This is a genomic window from Gardnerella sp. DNF00038 (assembly GCF_049262855.1).
In the GTDB taxonomy this organism is placed as follows: domain Bacteria; phylum Actinomycetota; class Actinomycetes; order Actinomycetales; family Bifidobacteriaceae; genus Bifidobacterium; species Bifidobacterium vaginale.
The window spans coordinates 82,567-102,729 of record NZ_CP058407.1 but is presented as its reverse complement, the minus strand read 5'-3'; the positions used below and the strand labels follow the sequence as shown (position 1 = coordinate 102,729).

The following is a 20,163-nucleotide window of genomic DNA, read 5'->3' as shown; positions in this document are numbered from 1 at the left end:
ATGATAGCAAAGCATATTACTGTTGGCATTGTTGATGATGATTGTTTTTGTCTACACGGCCTAAAAACATATATTGAACAGGTTGTTCCGTCCTGCAGTATTTGCTGGTTATCCGCGTACGCCGATCAAGCAATTCAATTTTGTCAAAATCAATGCCCAGACGTGCTGCTAATTGACATGTATATGTCTGGGGTTTCGGGAATTAAAATATTATACGAATTGCGAAGAAGATACTCACTCCCAATAATAATTGCTATAACTTCATTCCCTATAAACGATTATGCTTTAAAAGCATCAACAGCAGGCGCGCAAGGCATTGTTGGAAAGAACCACCCAGAAACTATTTGCGCCATGCTTAGCAGTATTGCCAATGGCACGTTCAAGCCACAAATAATAGGAGATCTTCATTTTGACGACACGACGACAGCATTTCAGCGTTTGCAAAATAAGCCAAAAAATGGACGCCTTGCTTTAACGAATCATGAGACTGAAATTATAAAGTTGTGCAGTAAAGGCATGACTAATGCGCAAATCGCCAAACGTTTATTTGTTGAAACTTGTACTGTGGAAACTATCCTTCGTCGCGTGTTCAAAAAATTGAATGTGACAAATCGTTCACAACTTATTACTACATGGCTGCATGATGAATATTTAGGAAATGATACACAATGATTATTTTCTTAATGCGTCGTTTACGAGAAAAGCTTATTGACAATAAAACATTTTTACTATTGGGATGTTTGTCGAGCGCAATGGATGCATATATTTACTCAAATAGCGACAATAGCACAATACAACTTGTCATAGTTTACATGATTCTTGCTGCTATAAATCTGTTTCTTTGCTTGCTCCCGCATTTTATGAGCATGTGCTATATTTTTGTACATCTCAGCATTCTTGTTATTCCTAGTCTGAATCTTCCACCAGTAACTTTCGGGCTCATCATATCATTTGTTTTTATTTCGTATTTATATCCGATTCAATTTACACTACCTTTATTCTTAGTAATAGATGCATTACACTACGTTGCATACCGATACCTATCAACTTTGTCTTTCAAGTATCTTATTGCTTACCTTTTAATAAATATATTTTGCGTTTGCACTGGTATTATTTTGCGCATTTCTCACCAAAAAATGGTTCTTTATGAAAAAGATAAGCAAACAATTAATAATCTTCATCTGGCTGTGCGAATGCACGATAGATTAACTAATAAGATTGCAGATATTGCACTACAAAGTAAAATAGCATTACTTGACAAGTCTATTTCTAAAAAACAGCGAAGTGCTATTGAGGCAATAAATGATTTGGCAGATCAGGCTTTTGAAGAAGGACATAATATTATCGACATTCTACGTGGAAATACTGCTAAGCAAGATGCTCGAAGCGAGTTCATTCAGCACATTGAAGATACACTACAAATGAACGACTCAATCAATACATCTTGTGGATTAAAAGGAAGATCAATATGCAACATATCTAGTAACGATATTCCTGAAGACATTAGCAATGAAATCATCTGTGAAGTTATTGAATTAATCGAAGAACTATATTTGAACATGCGAAAATATGCTTCTTTAGTTTATTACATCAGAATTTCGATACGCGAAAAACAAATTGTTATAAAACAGTTCAATGTTCGATTTTTGGGCGGGAAAAGTAAAGATGCAATTCGCTCAGTATCTCAAAAAGGACTTTTGCTTCATCGCGATACCATAAAGCATTTAGGCGGTTCACTCTATTTTCGAGCCTTTGGTAAGTATTGGGAATGTAATGCAGTTATTCCTTTCAAAAATGAACATAACTGTATAGATAGTATGGCTTACTGATTCAGTTTAAAAGATTAATGAATCTTAAGCAGTTTTAGATAGTAATTATTTGTAAAGGTTTTCCTAGACAAGATATTGTTTACCTTTTAGCACGCCATTAATTTATAAGTTGTAAAGGTTTGATATACACAATTATTTTCTTGTATTAGAAGGAGAAGAATATGAGTAATTTAGAAGATACAAAAGCACAAATTCCATCCGTATTTTGGACAATAGCCAATGGTGTATTTCTTGCTAGCGGAATTGCGCTGATTGTAATGCGTAATGATTATCTATGGGGAGTGCCTCAAATTATCGCTGGATTATTTGGTCTTGCAACCATGTTTCTCATTAAAAAACCGTGGTGCGCTCAACTATATTTTATAGTATCTTCACTAGCCGTAATAGCAAATGGACTTATGGAAATATTCGGCATAATCCACGGATCTGGATACGGTTATGTTCCGCTGATTATTGGCATAATCGTGCTTTTATTTATAGGCCTTGACAAGGATGAAAGTTCAAAAGCTCTTGGAATTGCCAAGAATAAATAAAAGCATTAGACTGCGATTTTAACTTAAAAACATATCGCAATTTTCAAAGGTCAAGTTGTAGCCACACATCCTACGACTTGACCTTTACTTATTTATCCGCTATTGATTTGTTTTGCATAGAGTTTATACACTACTGAGCAACTTGCTTGTGCATAGCCCCAACCGCATTGCATTAAATCACTAAGATTTAAGCGAGCTTATTCGCTGCGGAGTAACCCCCGTAAGCTCTGCAACATCACGAACCGTCAATCCCTGATTCCTTAGTATACGAACTGTTTCACGCATAAGTATAGACGCTTCTTCTTGAGTTTTTATAGCTGCAGATTTTGCATCTAACATGCGCTGAAGCATAAGCTCATCTTGCTCACTAAGTTTCGGAGTTACTTCCACGCAATTGACTTTAACATTTAAAGTTGCAGCAGCATCTTTTACCATTGCTGCAACCTTATCAAGCCTACGTACTTGAGTAAATAATCCTGGTATTTCTGGCACTTCTATAGCCCACCAGTCATCGCATCTGCGAGCTATAGCAGTCACCTTTTGCAAACAATTTGTTGCATTATCATGCTCAGTAACACTCATTGCTCCTATCATGCCTGCAGGTTCCTTTCAAAATATCTAATAATGCTTCTAGCAGTAAGCTCATTTATTTCATTATGCCTCGGAACAGTAGTAGCCAATTCGCCAATGCAAACTTTGCTATGATTACCGCCCTCAGACCAAGTTATTTGTCTATTAGTACTTCTTGCAAGCTGATTGAGTTTTTTCTCCAACTCTTTTCGCTTCACACATATAAGTATATGCCTATTTATCAATTCAGTAAATAGGCATTGCATACAAAATCATCGCAAATGCATAACCGTCATTGAATGCAATTCTATTTGATATTTTCCAAAGTACTTTGAGTTTTGCAAGATAGGAAGATAGGGAGATATGAAAATGGGAAAATATGCAGATAGGAAAATTGACTAGCGAATTTAGGTAACTTTTACTACTCACGATTTAAGTCTTAAGCAAGGTCTTAAGCAAGTCACTTGTGCATCTGCGCTGCTCAGAAAATCAACAATAAATAAGAGACATGCGTATTATAAAAATGCGCTGACGCTTTTACTCATCTTCAAATCTTCTAGATTTTGTTAATAAAGACGAAGTCAATGCATCAGCGCTATCAAGCTATCAAACCATCTACCTCAATGCTCTATGAGCTTGATTAAAGAACTCATACTCGTAAATGCATGAAGTCATATATGCTTGAGCAGCAAGAATTCGAGCCTTTGGTCCAGCTTCTTCAAAAGCTCTCTCAACAAATTTAACTGCCATTCTTACTCCTGACTCAAAATCATGAGAAGAATACATTGAAATCCAATCATGATATGGGTTTTCAGGAGTATTATTTTTGACTAAAATTTGCCCCACTTCTTCATAAAGCCAATAGCATGGCAATATGGATGCAGCTCCAATCACATAGTCTTCTGCCATTGTAGAAGCAAGTAAGTGATTTACGTAAGCTAACGTTACTGGAGAGCAAGACGCATCAATGCTTATATTTCTGCTTCCAAGCCAATCTCTGTGCAACTGCGATTCTGCTTCTATACACATAGCTGCGCCCGTAGCCCAATGCACTCTAGCTTCATTATCTGGCGTTTTAGCTCCAACAGCAGCTAGCGCGCGCGAGTAACGCTTCAAGTATTCGGAATCTTGACTTATGTAGAAAGCAAACAAGTCGGAGTCAAGCGTTCCATTACCTAAAGCCTTAATAAATGGCATTTTCATAATGTTGTTATCGACATCTGCGCTAGCATCCCATAAAGCTTGAGTCCAAGGGCCACAAGGCTCCACATTTGGCTTTCTAGCCTTGCTATGAGCTTTTACGACTACGCTTTGTGGAGTTAATCCGTCTAAGCCACTAGTTTGCATATGCTCCCAAGGAGTTGACGAAGAATCTAATTCCAAACGATAATTACGAGCAGCATGGTTCACAGGCCCATGACCTTTGCCAACATGCAAATCTTTACCGCAAGCAATAGCTTCGTTAAGCCATCTTGACGACCATGCTAGAGCATCCGCTACTGTACTGTAATCGCTTAGCTTCTTGCCTTCTCGCAACGCTAATCCTATGCGCGTAGCAAGCGAGGAAGATAGCGAGCAGCCTGTGCCATGCGTTGTTGTTGTATCAACCCTAGGGCAAGGAACGTGCACTCTGTGGCCATCTGGGAACACAACAGTATTACCAGCATCTTCGCTTGTTAAGTGGCCGCCTTTAACAATAACAATAGTATTGTTTTTTGCACTCCACTCGCTTGCTTGAGCATAAGCTTCTTCAAAATTAGATGCAGGCTGTTTATCGCATAATACTGCGAGTTCAGGTATGTTTGGCGTAATCACATCTGCAAGAGGCGCAAACTCACGCATTGCATCTTCTGCAGACTTTTCAAGCAACCTATCTCCCGAAGTTGCTACCATTACTGGGTCTAACACAACAACAGGAACAGGATGATTCTTAAGCCAATCTTGAACTAGGCTAATATATGATTTGTCTCCAAGCATGCCGATTTTTACAGCATCAATAGTTACGTCATCAAATACTGCTTCTAGTTGCGCTTGCAAAAAGTCTGTTGGAGGAGCGTAAACTTCGCGCACACCGCAAGTGTTTTGAGCAACCAAATTAGTTGTTACACACATTGCGAATCCATGAGATGCTGTGATTGATTTTAGATCAGCTTGAATTCCAGCTCCGCCTGTTGGATCAGTTCCAGCAATGCTTAGCACTCGCGGAATAATTGGCTCTTCTAAAGATGGCAAGGAAGATGGCCTTAGGCTTGAATCATATAATTTAGAAATTGATTGCAAAGGTGCTTGAGTTTGCGAAAATTGATTATTCATTATTTTATTCCTTTGTAATAGCATCGCGTAATTTGTGTGCTTCTTCGCAAGGATTTTGCGCAAGCATTAGAGCAGATACTACGCATAAACCATCTATTGAAGTGCTTTTAATAGGAAACACGGTATTTTCATTAACACCACCAATTCCGAGCGTGCTAATGCCGAGTTCTTTAGCGCGTTTAGCAATCTTTTCTACTCCTTCAACGCCTAAAGCAGGAGCAGCGTCTGGCTTAGTTGCAGTAGGCCAAATTGGGCCTATTCCAATAACATCAGGCAATGCCACATTTTCTTTAGCACATTCGTTATAAACGTAATCTAACTGTTCTAACTTTTCTATAGAAAGTCCAACCATCCACTCTGCAGGAATAGACTTACGCGCTTCAATATAAGGTGTATCTGTTTGACCAACATGCAAGTTGAACCCTAAGCTTTTAGCGCAATCTATACGATCGTCAACAAAAATCGGCACGTCTCCGCAACCATTAGCAAGCATTTTGTCTCGCAGGCTTTGAGCTTTATTGTTAAAAGTTTCGCTATTTGCGTACTTATCGCGCAATTGAACTACGCTTGCTCCGCCTTTAACGCAATCAACTGCAATATCTTCTTCGGCTCGATCACTCATCTTTGGGTCTGTTATAAAGTATAAAGACCAATCAACAGGATCGAGTTCAAATTCAATATTCGCTAATTTCAGCATCTCGTCTGCGCTCAAATACATAAGCGCATCCATCCATAATTTTCTAAATGACCCTGGCAATGTTGAGCGTTGCGCTGCCCAAGTTCCTGCTGCAGCAGCGTGTACGTGAGCGGCAACTGTTGCTGCAAAAGGTCGATTTCGATTTGCTCCAACGTACGCTGCCACCAATGCGCCAAGAGAGCAGCCCGTGCCGACTACTTTCGTCATTATTTCGTGGCCGCCAGAAACTCGTGCCGAGCATCCATGACCATAAATAGCGTCTTTTTCGCCAGAAATAGCCACTACCGAGCCGTAGCGTTTAACTAGCTTCTTAGCTGCTGCAACTGCCGAATCAACGGAATCTCCAGCGTCTACGCCTTTACCGCCGCTTTCTTCTCCAGCTAAGCCTAAGATTTCGGAAGCGTTGGCACGAATTACAGCAGGATGACTTTTAACAATTTCGCGCGCGTATTGCGTGCGTGGAGCTAAACCGCCAACTGCAACTGGGTCAAGAACCCATGGAGTGTGTGCTTTTACAGCTCCGCGAATCGCAGCATCCATAGATTCTTTGTCTACTGGCCTATACGTTCCAATGTTTACTAATACACCAGATGCGATTTGAGCAAATACTTCAGCTTCTTCTGCATCTACGACCATTGCTGGCGATGCTCCAGCAGCCAGCAGAACGTTTGCTGTTATTTCTTGAACAACATTATTCGTTACGCAATGCGTTAGCGGATTTTTTGCGCGTAAAGTTTCAATGCATTCTCGCACATCTTGCATGAATTGCTTGCAACGAGCATTAGTTGAGAATTCATTATTTTTAGAACACGACACAGTAGTCATGATTTTCCCTTCGCTAGTACTAACTAGATCAGGTTCAACGGGTATAATCTCAGCGCTTATGCGCACCCCGAACCTATGTTTGACTATATATGTTCGTTATGACGTTATTTATATGCGCGACGACCTACCTTTTCGCTTAGAGCGTAGCGCGAAAAGGTAATTCGGAGCGCTGAGCCGCTCAAAGCAGAAGCACTGCTTCTGCGCGGCGAAGACGTTCGCGCGCTTAGACCGCGCGAGCGAAACATCTCATTCGCTGCGAAAAATCTCGAATCTCTACCTCACTTGCGCGACGACTTGGTTTTAAGTAATAAAATAGCGGGGAACAATCAAGTTCCCCGCTAGAAAGAATAATGCGGCAGCGTGCTAGTCTCCCACACCCTATCGAGTGCAGTACCCTCACCGTGTCAGGCCTTAGCTTCCGGGTTCGGAATGGGACCGGGCGTCTCACCTGAGCCATGACCACCGCAAAACTAGATTATACACTCGCTTTAAACGAGCGGCAACTTGGCGGTTTGGGAACCGGACATGAACGCGAGCAAACAGAAGAAACAATCATCAAAATCAACAACTTAACCATAAAATGACCGTCTAACACTCCATACTATCTAAGAGAATTAAACGATAAGCAATACAAGTAGTATCACAATCGCCCATTAGTACTGGTCAGCTCCACCCCTTACAGGGCTTCCACATCCAGCCTATCAACCACGTGTTCTACATGGGGGCTCACACACAAAGTGCAAGGAATGCTAATCTTGGAGCAGGCTTCCCGCTTAGATGCTTTCAGCGGTTATCCCTTCCAAACGTAGCTAACCGGCAGCGCCACTGGCGTGACGACCGGCATACCAGAGGTTCGTCCACCCAGGTCCTCTCGTACTATGGGCAGGTCTCCTCAACATTCCAACGAGCGCAGAGGATAGAGACCAAACTGTCTCACGACGTTCTGAACCCAGCTCGCGTGCCGCTTTAATCGGCGAACAGCCGAACCCTTGGGACCTGCTCCAGCCCCAGGATGCGACGAGCCGACATCGAGGTGCCAAACCATCCCGTCGATATGGACTCTTGGGAATGATCAGCCTGTTATCCCCGGGGTACCTTTTATCCGTTGAGCGATGCCACGTCCGTACGCCGGCACCGGATCACTATCTCCGACTTTCGTCCCTGCTCGACCCGTCAGTCTCACAGTCAAGCCCGCTTGTGCGATTACACTCAACACCCGATTGCCAACCGGGCTGAGCGGACCATTGAGCGCCTCCGTTACTCTTTAGGAGGCAACCGCCCCAGTTAAACTACCCGCCAGGCACTGTCCCTAACACGGATAACGTGTCGAGGTTAGACGCCAGATATGGAAAGAGCGGTATTTCACTGATCGACTCCACGCAAGCTAGCGCCCACGCTTCACAGCCTCCCGCCTATGCTACACGATCCACACCTAACGACAATACCAAGGTATAGTAAAGGTCCCGGGGTCTTTTCGTCCTTCTGCGCTTAACGAGCATCTTTACTCGTACTGCAATTTCGCCGGGCTCCTGGCCGAGACAGTGGGGAAGTCGTTACGCCATTCGTGCAGGTCGGAACTTACCCGACAAGGAATTTCGCTACCTTAGGATGGTTATAGTTACCACCGCCGTTTACCGGGGCTTAAATTCACCGCTTCACCGAAGCTAACGGATCCTCTTAACCTTCCGGCACCGGGCAGGCGTCAGAGCGTATACAGCGGCTTACGCCTTCGCACGCTCCTGTGTTTTTGGTAAACAGTCGCTACCCCCTAGCTTGTGCCACCCCCAACAGCTCCGCTTGTAAAAAACATCACCATCAGGGGTCTCCCTTATGCCGAAGGCACGGGAGTAATTTGCCGAGTTCCTTGGCCAGGATTCGCCCGATCGCTTTGGTATACTCTACCAGACCACCAGTGTCGGTTTAGGGTACGAGCGGAATCACACCTCACGTTGAAGCTTTTCTCGGCAAGCAGGATCACCGGAATCAGCCTTACAGCCTACCCATCACGCCTCAGCTTAAACATCCCCCGGATTTACCTAGAGGACAGCCCACACGCTTAGCCACGGAAAACCACCTCCGCAGCCGGCTACCTACCCGCGTCACTCCCACGCTAACCTACTACCGATACAGTCCCAACACTAAACCAGAAGAAAACCCCGAAAGGCAATCAACCAGAATAACGAAGGTTAGTACTCTCAGATTCAGTTCGAACGGTGTAACACCGGTACGGGAATATCAACCCGTTCATCCATTCGACTACGCCTGTCGGCCTCGCCTTAGGACTCGACTCACCCGGGGACGACGAACGTGGCCCCGGAACCCTTAGTCATTCAGCGGACAGGATTCACACCTGTCTCTCGCTACTCATGTCTGCATTCTCACTCCCGTATAGTCCACGACAAGTTCACACTGCCGCTTCACCCCATACAGGACGCTCTCCTACCCCACATGAACTAAATCATGCAGTCGCGTCTTCGGTGGCGTGCTTAAGCCCCGCTACATTGTCGGCGCGGAACCACTAGACCAGTGAGCTGTTACGCACTCTTTCAAGGATGGCTGCTTCTGAGCCAACCTCCTGGCTGTCTATGCGACTCCACATCCTTTCCCACTTAGCACGCGCTTCGGGACCTTAGACGACGATCAGGGCTGTTTCCCTTTTGACGACGGAGCTTATCCCCCGCCGACTCACTGCCATGATAAACCTAACAGGTATTCGGAGTTTGGCTGCTATTAGTACCCGGTATGGGCCCGCAAGCATCCAGTAGCTCTACCCCCTGCAAGCAATAACATGACGCTGCACCTAAATGCATTTCGGAGAGAACCAGCTATCACGGAATTTGATTGGCCTTTCACCCCTAACCCCAAGTCATCCCCCCAGTTTTCAACCTAGGTGGGTTCGGTCCTCCACACGGTCTTACCCGCGCTTCAACCTGCTCAGGGCTAGATCATCCCGCTTCGGGTCCAGGACATGCGACTAAAACGCCTTTTAAAACTCGCTTTCGCTACGGCTCCCCCACCCGGGTTAGCCTCGCCACATACCACTGACTCGCAGACTCATTTTTCGATAGGCACGCCGTCACCCCACAAAGAAGGCTCCGACGGATTGTAAGCGCACGGTTTCAGGAACTATTTCACTCCCCTCCCGGGGTGCTTTTCACCTTTCCCTCACGGTACTAGTACACTATCGGTCAGACAGGAATACTTAGGCTTACCCAACGGTCTGGGCAGATTCACGCGGGATTCCACGAGGCCCGCGCTACTTGGGAATAAACATAAAAAGACATCGCGCAACCTGCTACGGGGCCATCACCCTCTACGGCTGGGAATTCAATCCCATTCACATAACACGACATTTTATCACTCTTCTCAACCCCGTCAGAGGCTGAACAGTCAATCCCACGACCCCGAATACGCAACACCTGACGGTTATCACACGTACTCGGTTTAGCCTGATCCGCTTTCGCTCGCCACTACTCACGGAGTATCCTTTCCTGCAGGTACTGAGATGTTTCACTTCCCTGCGTACCCCCCACAAAAACTGTGGTGACCACCCATAACAGTGGCCGGGTCTCCCCATTCGGAAATCCTCGGATCAAAGCCCACTCGGCAGCTCCCCGAGGCATATCGCAGCCCGTCACGTCCTTCATCGGTCCTGTCTACCAAGGCATCCACCATACGCCCTTACCAGTGATACACCAGTAAAAAGCCTATCGCTTAACTCTCTAGACAATAAATCATCACACTAAACGATCACAAAACGATCAAGCGACTCCACCAAAATGGAGCCGGTTGAAATTGATAAAAGTAAAAACAAGCAAAACCAAAAACAGTCTCACTATTCTTACTCGCGTCCACTATCCAGTTCTCAAACCACCAAACACCAAGAACACAAGCCAAAAACCAAAAAGCCTCAACCTGTAATCCAAGGGCCAGGACCGCAACCCCAAAAAAGGGGGGTGGCAATCCGGGAACCCAAAAGCATGCCCAACAAACTCATCTAAAAACATTAACTATTGTTTTCCACACCAGTAACCACACTCAATCCGAGCGTGCACAAAAACTCCGTAGAAAGGAGGTGATCCAGCCGCACCTTCCGGTACGGCTACCTTGTTACGACTTAGTCCCAATCACGAGCCTCACCTTAGACGGCTCCATCCCAAAAGGGTTAGGCCACCGGCTTCGGGTGCTGCCCACTTTCATGACTTGACGGGCGGTGTGTACAAGGCCCGGGAACGCATTCACCGCGACGTTGCTGATTCGCGATTACTAGCGACTCCGCCTTCACGTAGTCGAGTTGCAGACTACGATCCGAACTGAGACCAGTTTTAAGGGATTAGCACCATGTCACCATGAAGCAACCCGTTGTACTGGCCATTGTAGCATGCGTGAAGCCCTGGACGTAAGGGGCATGATGATCTGACGTCATCCCCACCTTCCTCCGAGTTAACCCCGGCGGTCCCCCGTGAGTTCCCGGCATAACCCGCTGGCAACACAGGGCGAGGGTTGCGCTCGTTGCGGGACTTAACCCAACATCTCACGACACGAGCTGACGACGACCATGCACCACCTGTGAACCTGCCCCGAAGGGAAACCACATCTCTGCAGTCGTCAGGCACATGTCAAGCCCAGGTAAGGTTCTTCGCGTTGCATCGAATTAATCCGCATGCTCCGCCGCTTGTGCGGGCCCCCGTCAATTTCTTTGAGTTTTAGCCTTGCGGCCGTACTCCCCAGGCGGGACGCTTAACGCGTTAGCTCCGACACAGAACCCGTGGAATGGGCCCCACATCCAGCGTCCACCGTTTACGGCGTGGACTACCAGGGTATCTAATCCTGTTCGCTCCCCACGCTTTCGCTTCTCAGCGTCAGTAACAGCCCAGAGACCTGCCTTCGCCATTGGTGTTCTTCCCGATATCTACACATTCCACCGTTACACCGAGAATTCCAGTCTCCCCTACTGCACTCTAGCCCGCCCGTACCCGGCGCAAACCCACCGTTAAGCGATGGGCTTTCACACCAGACGCGACGAACCGCCTACAAGCTCTTTACGCCCAATAATTCCGGATAACGCTTGCGCCCTACGTATTACCGCGGCTGCTGGCACGTAGTTAGCCGGCGCTTATTCGAAAGGTACACTCACCCAAAAGGCTTGCTCCCAATCAAAAGCGGTTTACAACCCGAAGGCCTTCATCCCGCACGCGGCGTCGCTGCGTCAGGGTTTCCCCCATTGCGCAATATTCCCCACTGCTGCCTCCCGTAGGAGTCTGGGCCGTATCTCAGTCCCAATGTGGCCGTCCGCCCTCTCAGGCCGGCTACCCGTCGAAGCCTAGGTGGGCCATTACCCCGCCTACAAGCTGATAGGACGCGACCCCATCCCATGCCACTAAACACTTTCCCAACAAGACATGCGTCAAGTTGGAGCATCCAGCATTACCACCCGTTTCCAAGAGCTATTCTGGAGCATGGGGCAGGTTGGTCACGCATTACTCACCCGTTCGCCACTCTCACCAACCAGCAAGCTGGTCAGATCCCGTTCGACTTGCATGTGTTAAGCACGCCGCCAGCGTTCATCCTGAGCCAGAATCGAACCCTCCACGAAAAACTTCAATGAAGAGCCAACAAAAGGCTCCAATATAAAAGAAAAAGACGAGACATTCTTTAAGGAAAGAACATCCCAACAAAAAACCTCACCATCATTTAACCATCTCTCAGGCACCCCACAATCCGTGAGGCTGACAATGAACTGGCAATAATTAACTAATAAGTAGTACAGACACGCTCTTGAGTTCTCAAACCACCACCACACCAGCCGGCCCATCAACCTCAACCGAGGAGAACCAGCCGCGCTGAGCAGCAAGAGATAAACTTACACCAAACCCCACCAAAACGCAAACCAACACCAAACAAACACCACAAAACCATTGAAAACAAGCCAAAACATCGGCGTGTCGAAAACACGCAAAAAACCACAACAAACCACCACAACCACCAACACAAAACCAAAAACAACCCAAAAAACAAACAAAAAACCATAAAAAACCCAAAACCCGGGAGTGTCGTGCAAAGCAATCGAGCAAAATAATCAAAATACACAACGCAAACAACGTAAACAAAATATATGCATACAACATGTGTACGTGCTATGCGTTCGCGTGCTATATATAGGTATATGAGAAATAGCGAGAAAAACAGCAAGAACAACTCACATAATCACATTGTGGCTCTAACAGGCGCCGGAATATCTACAAGCGCAGGCATTCCAGACTTTCGAGGCCCAGATGGAGTTTGGACTAAGCACCCAGAGCAAATGAGTGTTTACGATATAGACGCGTTTTTAAGCAGTGAAGAGGAACGCATTTACTCTTGGCGCTGGCAAAAAGAGTCGCCAGTTTGGAACGCTCAGCCAGGAACAGCACACAAATCGCTAGTAAAACTTGAGAAAGCTGGGATGCTGGACTTAATCGCCACTCAAAACTTTGATGCGCTTCACGAAAAAGCTGGAAACAGCCCAGATATTGTAGTGAACTTGCACGGAAGCATTGGAACATCACACTGCATGAGCTGCCACGCAAGCTACAATACAGCAGACATTATGCGCGACTTAGACGCGCACCCAGATCCACATTGCAGGCGCGCGCTGCCGTATCGCGGAAATATGCCTTGCAATGGTCTTATAAAAACGGACGTAGTATATTTTGGAGAAGCACTTCCCGAAGGGGCGATGGAACGCAGCGCGCAGGCGATTATGCAAGCAAGCGAACTGTGGGTTATTGGCTCCACGCTAGAAGTGTTTCCAGCTGCCAGCCTTGTGCCACTAGCTGCTCGCGCAGGAGTGCCGATTACGATAATGAACCTGAGCGCTACGCAATACGATTATTTGGCAGAGCGCATAATACGCGAAGATATTGCGAAAGCTCTGCCAAAATTAGTAGACGAAACTATTGCAAAGTGAATATTACAAAGTGACTATTTCAAAATAATTATTGCAAGCTAACAGCGATTCCCTCCCAAGGCGCAAGCGTGCCATTTTTAAGTGATTTAAGAGCATGATCCGCGCTGTAGGTAGAAATCATCACATCATCATACGATACGCCATTAGAGGCGACATTACGCAACAATTCGGCACTTTGAGCAGGTATTGCCACAGACGAATCCGTCATATTTACCATTACGAGCAGCTTCTTTATCGAGACAGAGGAAGAATCGCCAGCAACCGCGCTTGAAGAACGCACACCATTCTCAAGACCTGTCTCATCCGCCTTAGCATTCTCACAAGTCTGCTCAACCTTCCTAATAAACGCGTAAACACACTCATCATCCGCATCAATCAAATTCCAAGAACCAGCCGAAACAACAGGCTGCAAATGACGTAACTCAATCAAACGCTTGTAGAACGAGTAAACAGAATCCGAATCTTCCATTTGCTCAGCCGCGTTAATATCTACATAATTAGGATTCACGCTAATCCACGGCTGTGCATTATTTTGCGACGGAACATTAAAAGGCATGAATCCCGCATATTTAGACGCATTCCATTGCATAGGCGTTCGAGAATTATCGCGACCGCGCTTTGCGAGCGCATCCATCATCGACTCAGCCGACTGAATATGCGCTTCTTCTACGCGCTGCTTAAACATATTTAACGCTTCCAAATCGCGATACTGCTCGAGACGCGTAAAGTGCGCGTTTGTCATGCCAATTTCTTCACCCTGATACACGTACGGAGTGCCGCGGTGCATGTGCAAGAGCATTGCAATCGCCTTAGCGGAAAGCACGCGCATCTCATCGCTAGCCTCACTACCCCAGCGAGAAAGCGCACGCGGCTGATCGTGATTATTAAAGAACAAGCTCGCCCAACCAGCATCGCTAACTGCCTGCTGCTGATCTGCCATTGCGCGTTTTAATGCCGTCAACTTAAGAGGAATAGGATTCCACTTAGTGCCATTTGCGCAATCAACATTAACTTGATCGAACAAGAAGAGCATGTCTAGCTCACCATTAGCAGGATTTGTAATATAAGTGTTTCGATGCGCGGAAATTCCAGGAGCCTCGCCAACAGTTAAGAAACCTTCACGACCTTTGAAAACCGCCTCGCGCATCTCGCGCAAAAACTCGTCTAAACGAGGGCCATCGGAGCAGAAGAAATACGGCGAAGAGTAGCCGTCGTCGCCTGCTGGAGCATCTTCAATCTGCGAACCGTATTCCCCTGGCAAACGTCCTTCGCTATCTACGCGCTTAGAAATTTGCGTAATCACATCCATACGGAAGCCGTCAATTCCGCGATCCATCCACCAATTCATCATCTTGTACACGGCAGCACGAACCGCAGGATTTTCCCAATTCAAATCTGGCTGCTTTGGCGAATACTGGTGGAAGTAATATTCGCCGCGCTTTGGATCGTAAGTCCACGCAGAACCGCCAAAATACGAGCCCCACTTATTTGGCTCAGCACCTGGCTCCCCAGGAACGCAACCTTTGCGCGCTGGTCTCCACCAATACCAATCCGCGTAGTCGCTAGAAGCATCTCTTGAAGCCTGGAACCAAGCGTGCTCGTCGGAAGTGTGATTTACTACTAAATCCATCACAACCTTAAGCCCGCGCTTGTGCGCTTGTGCCAAAAGCTCGTCCATATCTTCTAGAGTGCCAAAAAGCGGATCAATATCTTGATAATCGGAAATATCGTAGCCGTTATCGTCTTGTGGAGACTTGTAAACAGGGCTAAGCCAAAGCACGTCAACACCTAAATCAGCCAAATAATCAAGACGCGAAGTAATGCCCTTCAAATCACCGATTCCGTCGCCGTTAGTATCTTGGAAGCTTCGCGGATAAATCTGATACACAACTGCATTCGCCCACCAAGGGTTTGGCGTAGCACCGTTTGTGCGCACGGATTCTGGCAAATTCGCTCTGTCAAAAGTAGTCATACATTCCCCATTAATTTACGTCAATAAGTATTTTTATTACAGTTTTATTTATTACAAATAATTTTATTTATTTAATAGTATTTATGATTTTAGACTCTAAATTTTATCAGCATATTAGATGTTACGCGCGGATAATAAAAAGCGGCCCGTAGTAAAAACCACGAGCCGTGTCTCCTTCTCATTCATTGTACGAATTGTAGAATGCTCTCCAAATCACTGCTGATTATGCAATTTGAATGCAAGCTCCGCCAAATGCACTCCGTGCGTTAAGAACTCGTGAGTGCGGCATACATAATCATTTTCGCGACCAAGCTTCGCAATATAACCGTTGATATAATCAACCTCTGTTTTTCGTCCACGACTCATATCTTGATACATAGAAGGATAGTGCAAAGGATTTGCCACTCGGCTCACGTAATCAATAGCCTCCAACTCCTGCTGACGCGTATTAACCATACGAATTCCTGCACGATCGCACACATCGTATGCCTCGTCAATAAGTTGGCGAGCCATATCCATAGCCCCTTGGTACGAAATAAACTGACCCATCTGAATCTGATACATTGTGCACAAAGTGTTAACTACGGAATTAAAAACTACCTTCGCCATGCAAGTACCCTTGAAATCTTCCGTAATAGTAGGATTCAAGCCAGCAGCTTTAAAATCATCTCGCATAGCAAGCTCAACATCACTCACCTGCTCGTTCAACGCGCACATATTCATCGTACCAACGCCGACTTTACCAATAAAATCAACGTCGCCCGGGCCATTCAGCACGGTTGCAATCATTGCAGTGCCGCCATAAATACGATCATCCGAGAAATATTGCTGAAGCTTCTCAAAATGACCCCAACCATTCATTGCCGCGAACACAACCTGATGATCCTTAAACAAATGCTTGCATCGCTCCAACATTTGAGCAAGTTGCATCTGCTTCATAAACACAATCCACACATCTGGATCGCCTTCATAATCCTCAGGGGTATACATATTGATTGGCACAAGATGACGATTCTCATGATCGCGGCTCACCATTACGCCGCCTTGCTCGCGAACTTTATTCACATTTTCATCCCAGGCATCAATGAAATCAACATGAATGCCAGCCGTTTCCTGCAACAAAACGCCATAGCGATACCCCATAGCTCCAGAACCGATCATTGCATATTTCATGCCACTCATAGTGACACCTCCTTTTAGGTAAAAATGTGCTTAGGCGAAATTCGTACATACATGGAAATTCGTCGAAGCGACTATGAATATAGTAAAAAGCAGTAAAGCTGATTGTAGTGACTAAAATCAGCCAACTGCTTTTTGGTTTTTATAGCATATTACACAGTTTTTTGAGAATGTCAAAATTTTGTATTATTTAAAATGCAATTACCAACTAATAATGCTCACAAATATGCGTATATCGCAATCACCTACAACTCAGTCACTTAAACATTAAAAAATTGACGAATTTGTTCAACTGTGCCATAAGAAGCTTGAGCGCCAAAACCAGTAGCTGCATACGCAGAAACATAAGACGCTAACGCGGCAGCTTCGTCTAAACGCATATCTACAGACAAACAAGCTAATATTGTGCCCATAAAAGCATCACCGCAGCCAGTTGTATCAACAGCTTTAACGCTCTGAGGGGAAATCATGCATACGCAATCCTCTTTTGAATAATCCAACACTACAGAGCCTTTAGAGCCAAGAGTAACTACAGCTTCATCAAAGCCAAAATCATGCATAGCGTGAGCTACATGATTCCAATCAAAAGAATACCAATCTCCATCATCTGGCTCTTCAATATTCAAAAGCTGCGCCATCTCATGCTCGTTAACAAGCAAAATATCCGCAGAATCAATCAAATCTTTAGGCAACTTGTTTAAAAATGGCGAATCGTTAAGAAGCACTTTTACGCCGTTTTCATGCGCTAGTTGTGCGCACATAGTTACAGTTTCTAAAGGACTTTCTAAACAAAGACCAAGAACTTTTGCGCTAGTAAGAGCGGATTTTACTAACGGCGATTGAATATACTCACAATCTACTAAAGAATTAGATCCTGGAGCATACACAATAGTATTTTCCCCACTATGCGCATCTACAGTAATCACAGTTGCGCCACTCTTTTTATTTTCTACGCGACGAACACAAGTTGTATCAACTCCGGAAGATTGCAAAGAATTTAGGAGAAAATCAGCATTGGAATCATTGCCAACTGCACCAAACATTTTAACGTGTGCACCGAGTTTTGCAGCCGATACAGCTTGATTACCAGATTTTCCACCTGGCAACACGCGAATCTCGTTTCCATTAATGGTTTCTCCTGGGTTAGGAAGACGATCTGCCACAATAGTGTAATCCGCATTCATAGAGCCGACTATTGCAATAGCGTTTGAATCCGCTTTATGTGATTCTTGCATATTCTCTTGCGTAACTTTTAAATCGTTTAAGCGGAGCGACGCAATATTTTCTAATCCACTTAACGAATCAAGCTTACTATAACAATGCATTTTTCTCCTAAATCAGCAACTAATCTTTAATATTAAAAATTTATAAAAGAACACCACAATTTAGAAATTTAGAAAGGAACGCCACAGCGCAATAAAACGTTGGAATATGGCGTAGTTTCGCCTGTACGAATCACAAATTTTGCTTGTGAAACTAAAGCTTTAAAACCTTCATCGCCATCGTGTGGAACGTATGTTAGCGGCACGCCTAAGGATTCTTTTACCCACTCTTCTGGCTTTTTATTGCATGCTTCTTTAGCCATTATGCCTGATTCAAGTACCAAATCAGCTTTGATTGCATTCAGCACATCGCTAAATCGCGGAATCCCAAACACTAAAGCTAAATCTATTACTTCTACGCCTTGAGGAACCGGTAATCCGCAATCAGAAATAACAAATTGATCCTTATGCCTAAGCTTTGCAAGAGCAGCCGCTAATTGCGAGTTCAAGATGCCATGAGTTAACATTTTTTCTCCTTATGATATTAAATTTTTACTTTGCGTTAGTGACTATCAACAGTGATAATCGCATAATAGCAAATGCTCATCAAGCTTAAATGCTTGCTGTAATGATTGATGTAAGACTAAATATCTACTTATTTGTATTTACTTTATTTTAAATATTTACTTTTATATATTTACAAATAATGCATCAAAAAATAATGTGATATTAAAAACAACAAATAGTGCGGCGTTGAAAACGATGACAACATACACGTTGCATATACAATAAAATCGTATTAATTGTTACGCTCAGCATACAAGTCAACGATTTCAACGCCATATAAATGTTGTACTACTTTTTGTACACTTTTCACACTATTTGGTTTACTACTTTTTTGTACTATTTGTTGTACTACTTTTTGTACTACTTGATTTACTATTACTCGAAATCAGCTACATTCTTTGCTGTAACTGTTTTCACAGTAATTGGCTCAGTCTTTGGAACAGTTTGCTTCTTAATAGCTTTTACAGCTGCAGCAACGGCAGAACGCCCAAGCTCCTTTGGTTGCTGAGCAATAGTGCCAGCCATTGTTCCAGCCTTAATGGCCTTCATGCCATCGGCAGTACCATCGAAGCCAACTACTTTAACATCTTTACCAGCTTTAGCACCTAATGATTGGATTGCACCTAATGCCATCTCGTCATTCTCGGCGTAAATGCCAGCTGCGTTCGGATGAGATTGCAACAAGTTGGTTGCAACGTTCAACGCCTCAGCACGATCAAAGTTAGCAGTCTGCTCCGCAACAACCTTAATATTTGGATACTTCTTAATGCGATCCTTAAAACCTTTGCCACGATCTCGCGTAGAAGCAGCACCTGGGATGCCTTGCAAAATTAGAACTTCGCCCTTTTCTCCCATGCTCTTAGCGAGCGCATCGGCAGCTTGAGCACCTCCTGCCACGTTATCGGAGGCAATGTGAGAAGTAACTTTTTCGCCAGTTACGGAACGATCCACAGAAATCACAGGCATACCAGAGCTAAGAAGTGGCGCAACGGCTGGGCCAGCAGCATCGGAATCCACAGGATTTATAATTACTGCTTTAGCACCTTGAGATTGCGCGTTTTGAGCCTGATCTTGCTGCTTAGAAGAATCGTTCTGAGCATCTGAAACCTGTAAATCAACTCCCAGCTTCTTGGCTTCCGCTTGCGCACCATCACGCAAATCCACAAAGAATGGATTATTTAGCGTAGACACTAACAGCGCAACCTTGTCGCTAGAGCTTGCATTTCCACACGCACTCATGCTGAAAACAAGAGCCGATGCTGCTGCAACAGCACAAGCGAGCTTCATACCACGGCGCATAACTAGATAATTCATCATATCTCCTTTGACTATTGCCTTATTAATCGCAAATCACAATATTTAAAACATTATTTGCATAAATAAGGCTGATGTTTTTGCCATTTATTTACCATATTGTTAAATTGTTTTCAGTTATAATTTAAATTATTTTTATTAGATTTTTGTTAG

The 20,163-nt window shown here is 44.9% G+C and carries 13 protein-coding genes, 3 rRNA genes and 1 riboswitch; of the genes, 4 read left to right on the top strand and 12 right to left on the bottom strand.

What is annotated here, in order from left to right; all coding sequences use genetic code 11:
* The 3 genes from HXT19_RS00410 (at position 1) to HXT19_RS00400 (ending at position 2,362) form a co-directional block, all read left to right on the top strand.
* On the top strand, positions 1-672 hold the full coding sequence (locus HXT19_RS00410; RefSeq protein ID WP_004113741.1) for a response regulator transcription factor: 672 nt from the start codon (positions 1-3) through the stop codon (positions 670-672).
* Complete coding sequence (locus HXT19_RS00405; protein ID WP_004113739.1) at positions 669-1,829, top strand: hypothetical protein; 1,161 nt, start codon at positions 669-671, stop codon at positions 1,827-1,829. The genes HXT19_RS00410 and HXT19_RS00405 overlap by 4 nt, the downstream gene beginning before the upstream one ends.
* Before the next feature lie 161 nt (positions 1,830-1,990).
* The gene (locus tag HXT19_RS00400; RefSeq protein ID WP_004112863.1) at positions 1,991-2,362 is read left to right on the top strand and encodes a hypothetical protein; all 372 of its coding nucleotides are present in this window, start codon (positions 1,991-1,993) and stop codon (positions 2,360-2,362) included.
* A gap of 180 nt (positions 2,363-2,542) precedes the next feature.
* Here the strand turns inward: HXT19_RS00400 and HXT19_RS00395 are convergent, their stop codons facing one another.
* The 7 genes from HXT19_RS00395 to HXT19_RS00365 form a co-directional block, all read right to left on the bottom strand.
* On the bottom strand, positions 2,543-2,956 hold the full coding sequence (locus HXT19_RS00395) for a transcriptional regulator (RefSeq protein ID WP_004113737.1): 414 nt from the start codon (positions 2,954-2,956) through the stop codon (positions 2,543-2,545).
* Between the two features lie 591 nt (positions 2,957-3,547).
* Entirely contained in the window at positions 3,548-5,245 is a 1,698-nt protein-coding gene (locus HXT19_RS00390) for a bifunctional hydroxymethylpyrimidine kinase/phosphomethylpyrimidine kinase (protein ID WP_422119695.1), read from the bottom strand.
* A 4-nt stretch (positions 5,246-5,249) separates the two neighbouring features.
* Positions 5,250-6,767 carry a hydroxyethylthiazole kinase gene (thiM, locus tag HXT19_RS00385; protein WP_422119694.1) on the bottom strand — a complete coding sequence of 506 codons (1,518 nt, stop codon included), beginning with the start codon at positions 6,765-6,767 and terminating at the stop codon, positions 5,250-5,252.
* Positions 6,755-6,847, bottom strand: a riboswitch (TPP riboswitch). (Overlaps the previous gene by 13 nt.)
* Before the next feature lie 270 nt (positions 6,848-7,117).
* Positions 7,118-7,234 (bottom strand): 5S ribosomal RNA (gene rrf, locus HXT19_RS00380).
* Positions 7,235-7,401: 167 nt separating this feature from the next.
* Positions 7,402-10,462 (bottom strand): 23S ribosomal RNA (locus tag HXT19_RS00375).
* 373 nt (positions 10,463-10,835) lie between these two features.
* Positions 10,836-12,363, bottom strand: a 16S ribosomal RNA gene (locus HXT19_RS00370).
* Together the 16S, 23S and 5S rRNA genes form the textbook arrangement of a ribosomal RNA operon.
* A gap of 190 nt (positions 12,364-12,553) precedes the next feature.
* Positions 12,554-12,895 (bottom strand): hypothetical protein, encoded by a 342-nt coding sequence (locus tag HXT19_RS00365; protein ID WP_174190857.1) that lies wholly within the window; start codon positions 12,893-12,895, stop codon positions 12,554-12,556.
* 38 nt (positions 12,896-12,933) lie between these two features.
* Between HXT19_RS00365 and HXT19_RS00360 the strand changes: the two genes are divergently transcribed.
* Entirely contained in the window at positions 12,934-13,716 is a 783-nt protein-coding gene (locus HXT19_RS00360) for an SIR2 family NAD-dependent protein deacylase (RefSeq protein ID WP_174190976.1), read from the top strand.
* Between the two features lie 28 nt (positions 13,717-13,744).
* On the opposite strand, the gene HXT19_RS00355 is transcribed toward HXT19_RS00360, so the two are convergent.
* The 5 genes from HXT19_RS00355 to HXT19_RS00335 form a co-directional block, all read right to left on the bottom strand.
* Complete coding sequence (locus tag HXT19_RS00355; protein ID WP_422119693.1) at positions 13,745-15,688, bottom strand: alpha-glucosidase; 1,944 nt, start codon at positions 15,686-15,688, stop codon at positions 13,745-13,747.
* Positions 15,689-15,901: 213 nt separating this feature from the next.
* Positions 15,902-16,870, bottom strand: coding sequence for a ketopantoate reductase family protein (locus HXT19_RS00350; protein WP_422119692.1), 969 nt, complete (start codon positions 16,868-16,870; stop codon positions 15,902-15,904).
* A gap of 257 nt (positions 16,871-17,127) precedes the next feature.
* Positions 17,128-18,192, bottom strand: coding sequence for a ribokinase (locus tag HXT19_RS00345; protein WP_014554280.1), 1,065 nt, complete (start codon positions 18,190-18,192; stop codon positions 17,128-17,130).
* A gap of 68 nt (positions 18,193-18,260) precedes the next feature.
* On the bottom strand, positions 18,261-18,656 hold the full coding sequence (gene rbsD / locus HXT19_RS00340) for a D-ribose pyranase (protein WP_004116568.1): 396 nt from the start codon (positions 18,654-18,656) through the stop codon (positions 18,261-18,263).
* Positions 18,657-19,071: 415 nt separating this feature from the next.
* Complete coding sequence (locus HXT19_RS00335; protein WP_004116565.1) at positions 19,072-20,010, bottom strand: D-ribose ABC transporter substrate-binding protein; 939 nt, start codon at positions 20,008-20,010, stop codon at positions 19,072-19,074.
* Between the last annotated feature and the right edge of the window lie 153 nt (positions 20,011-20,163).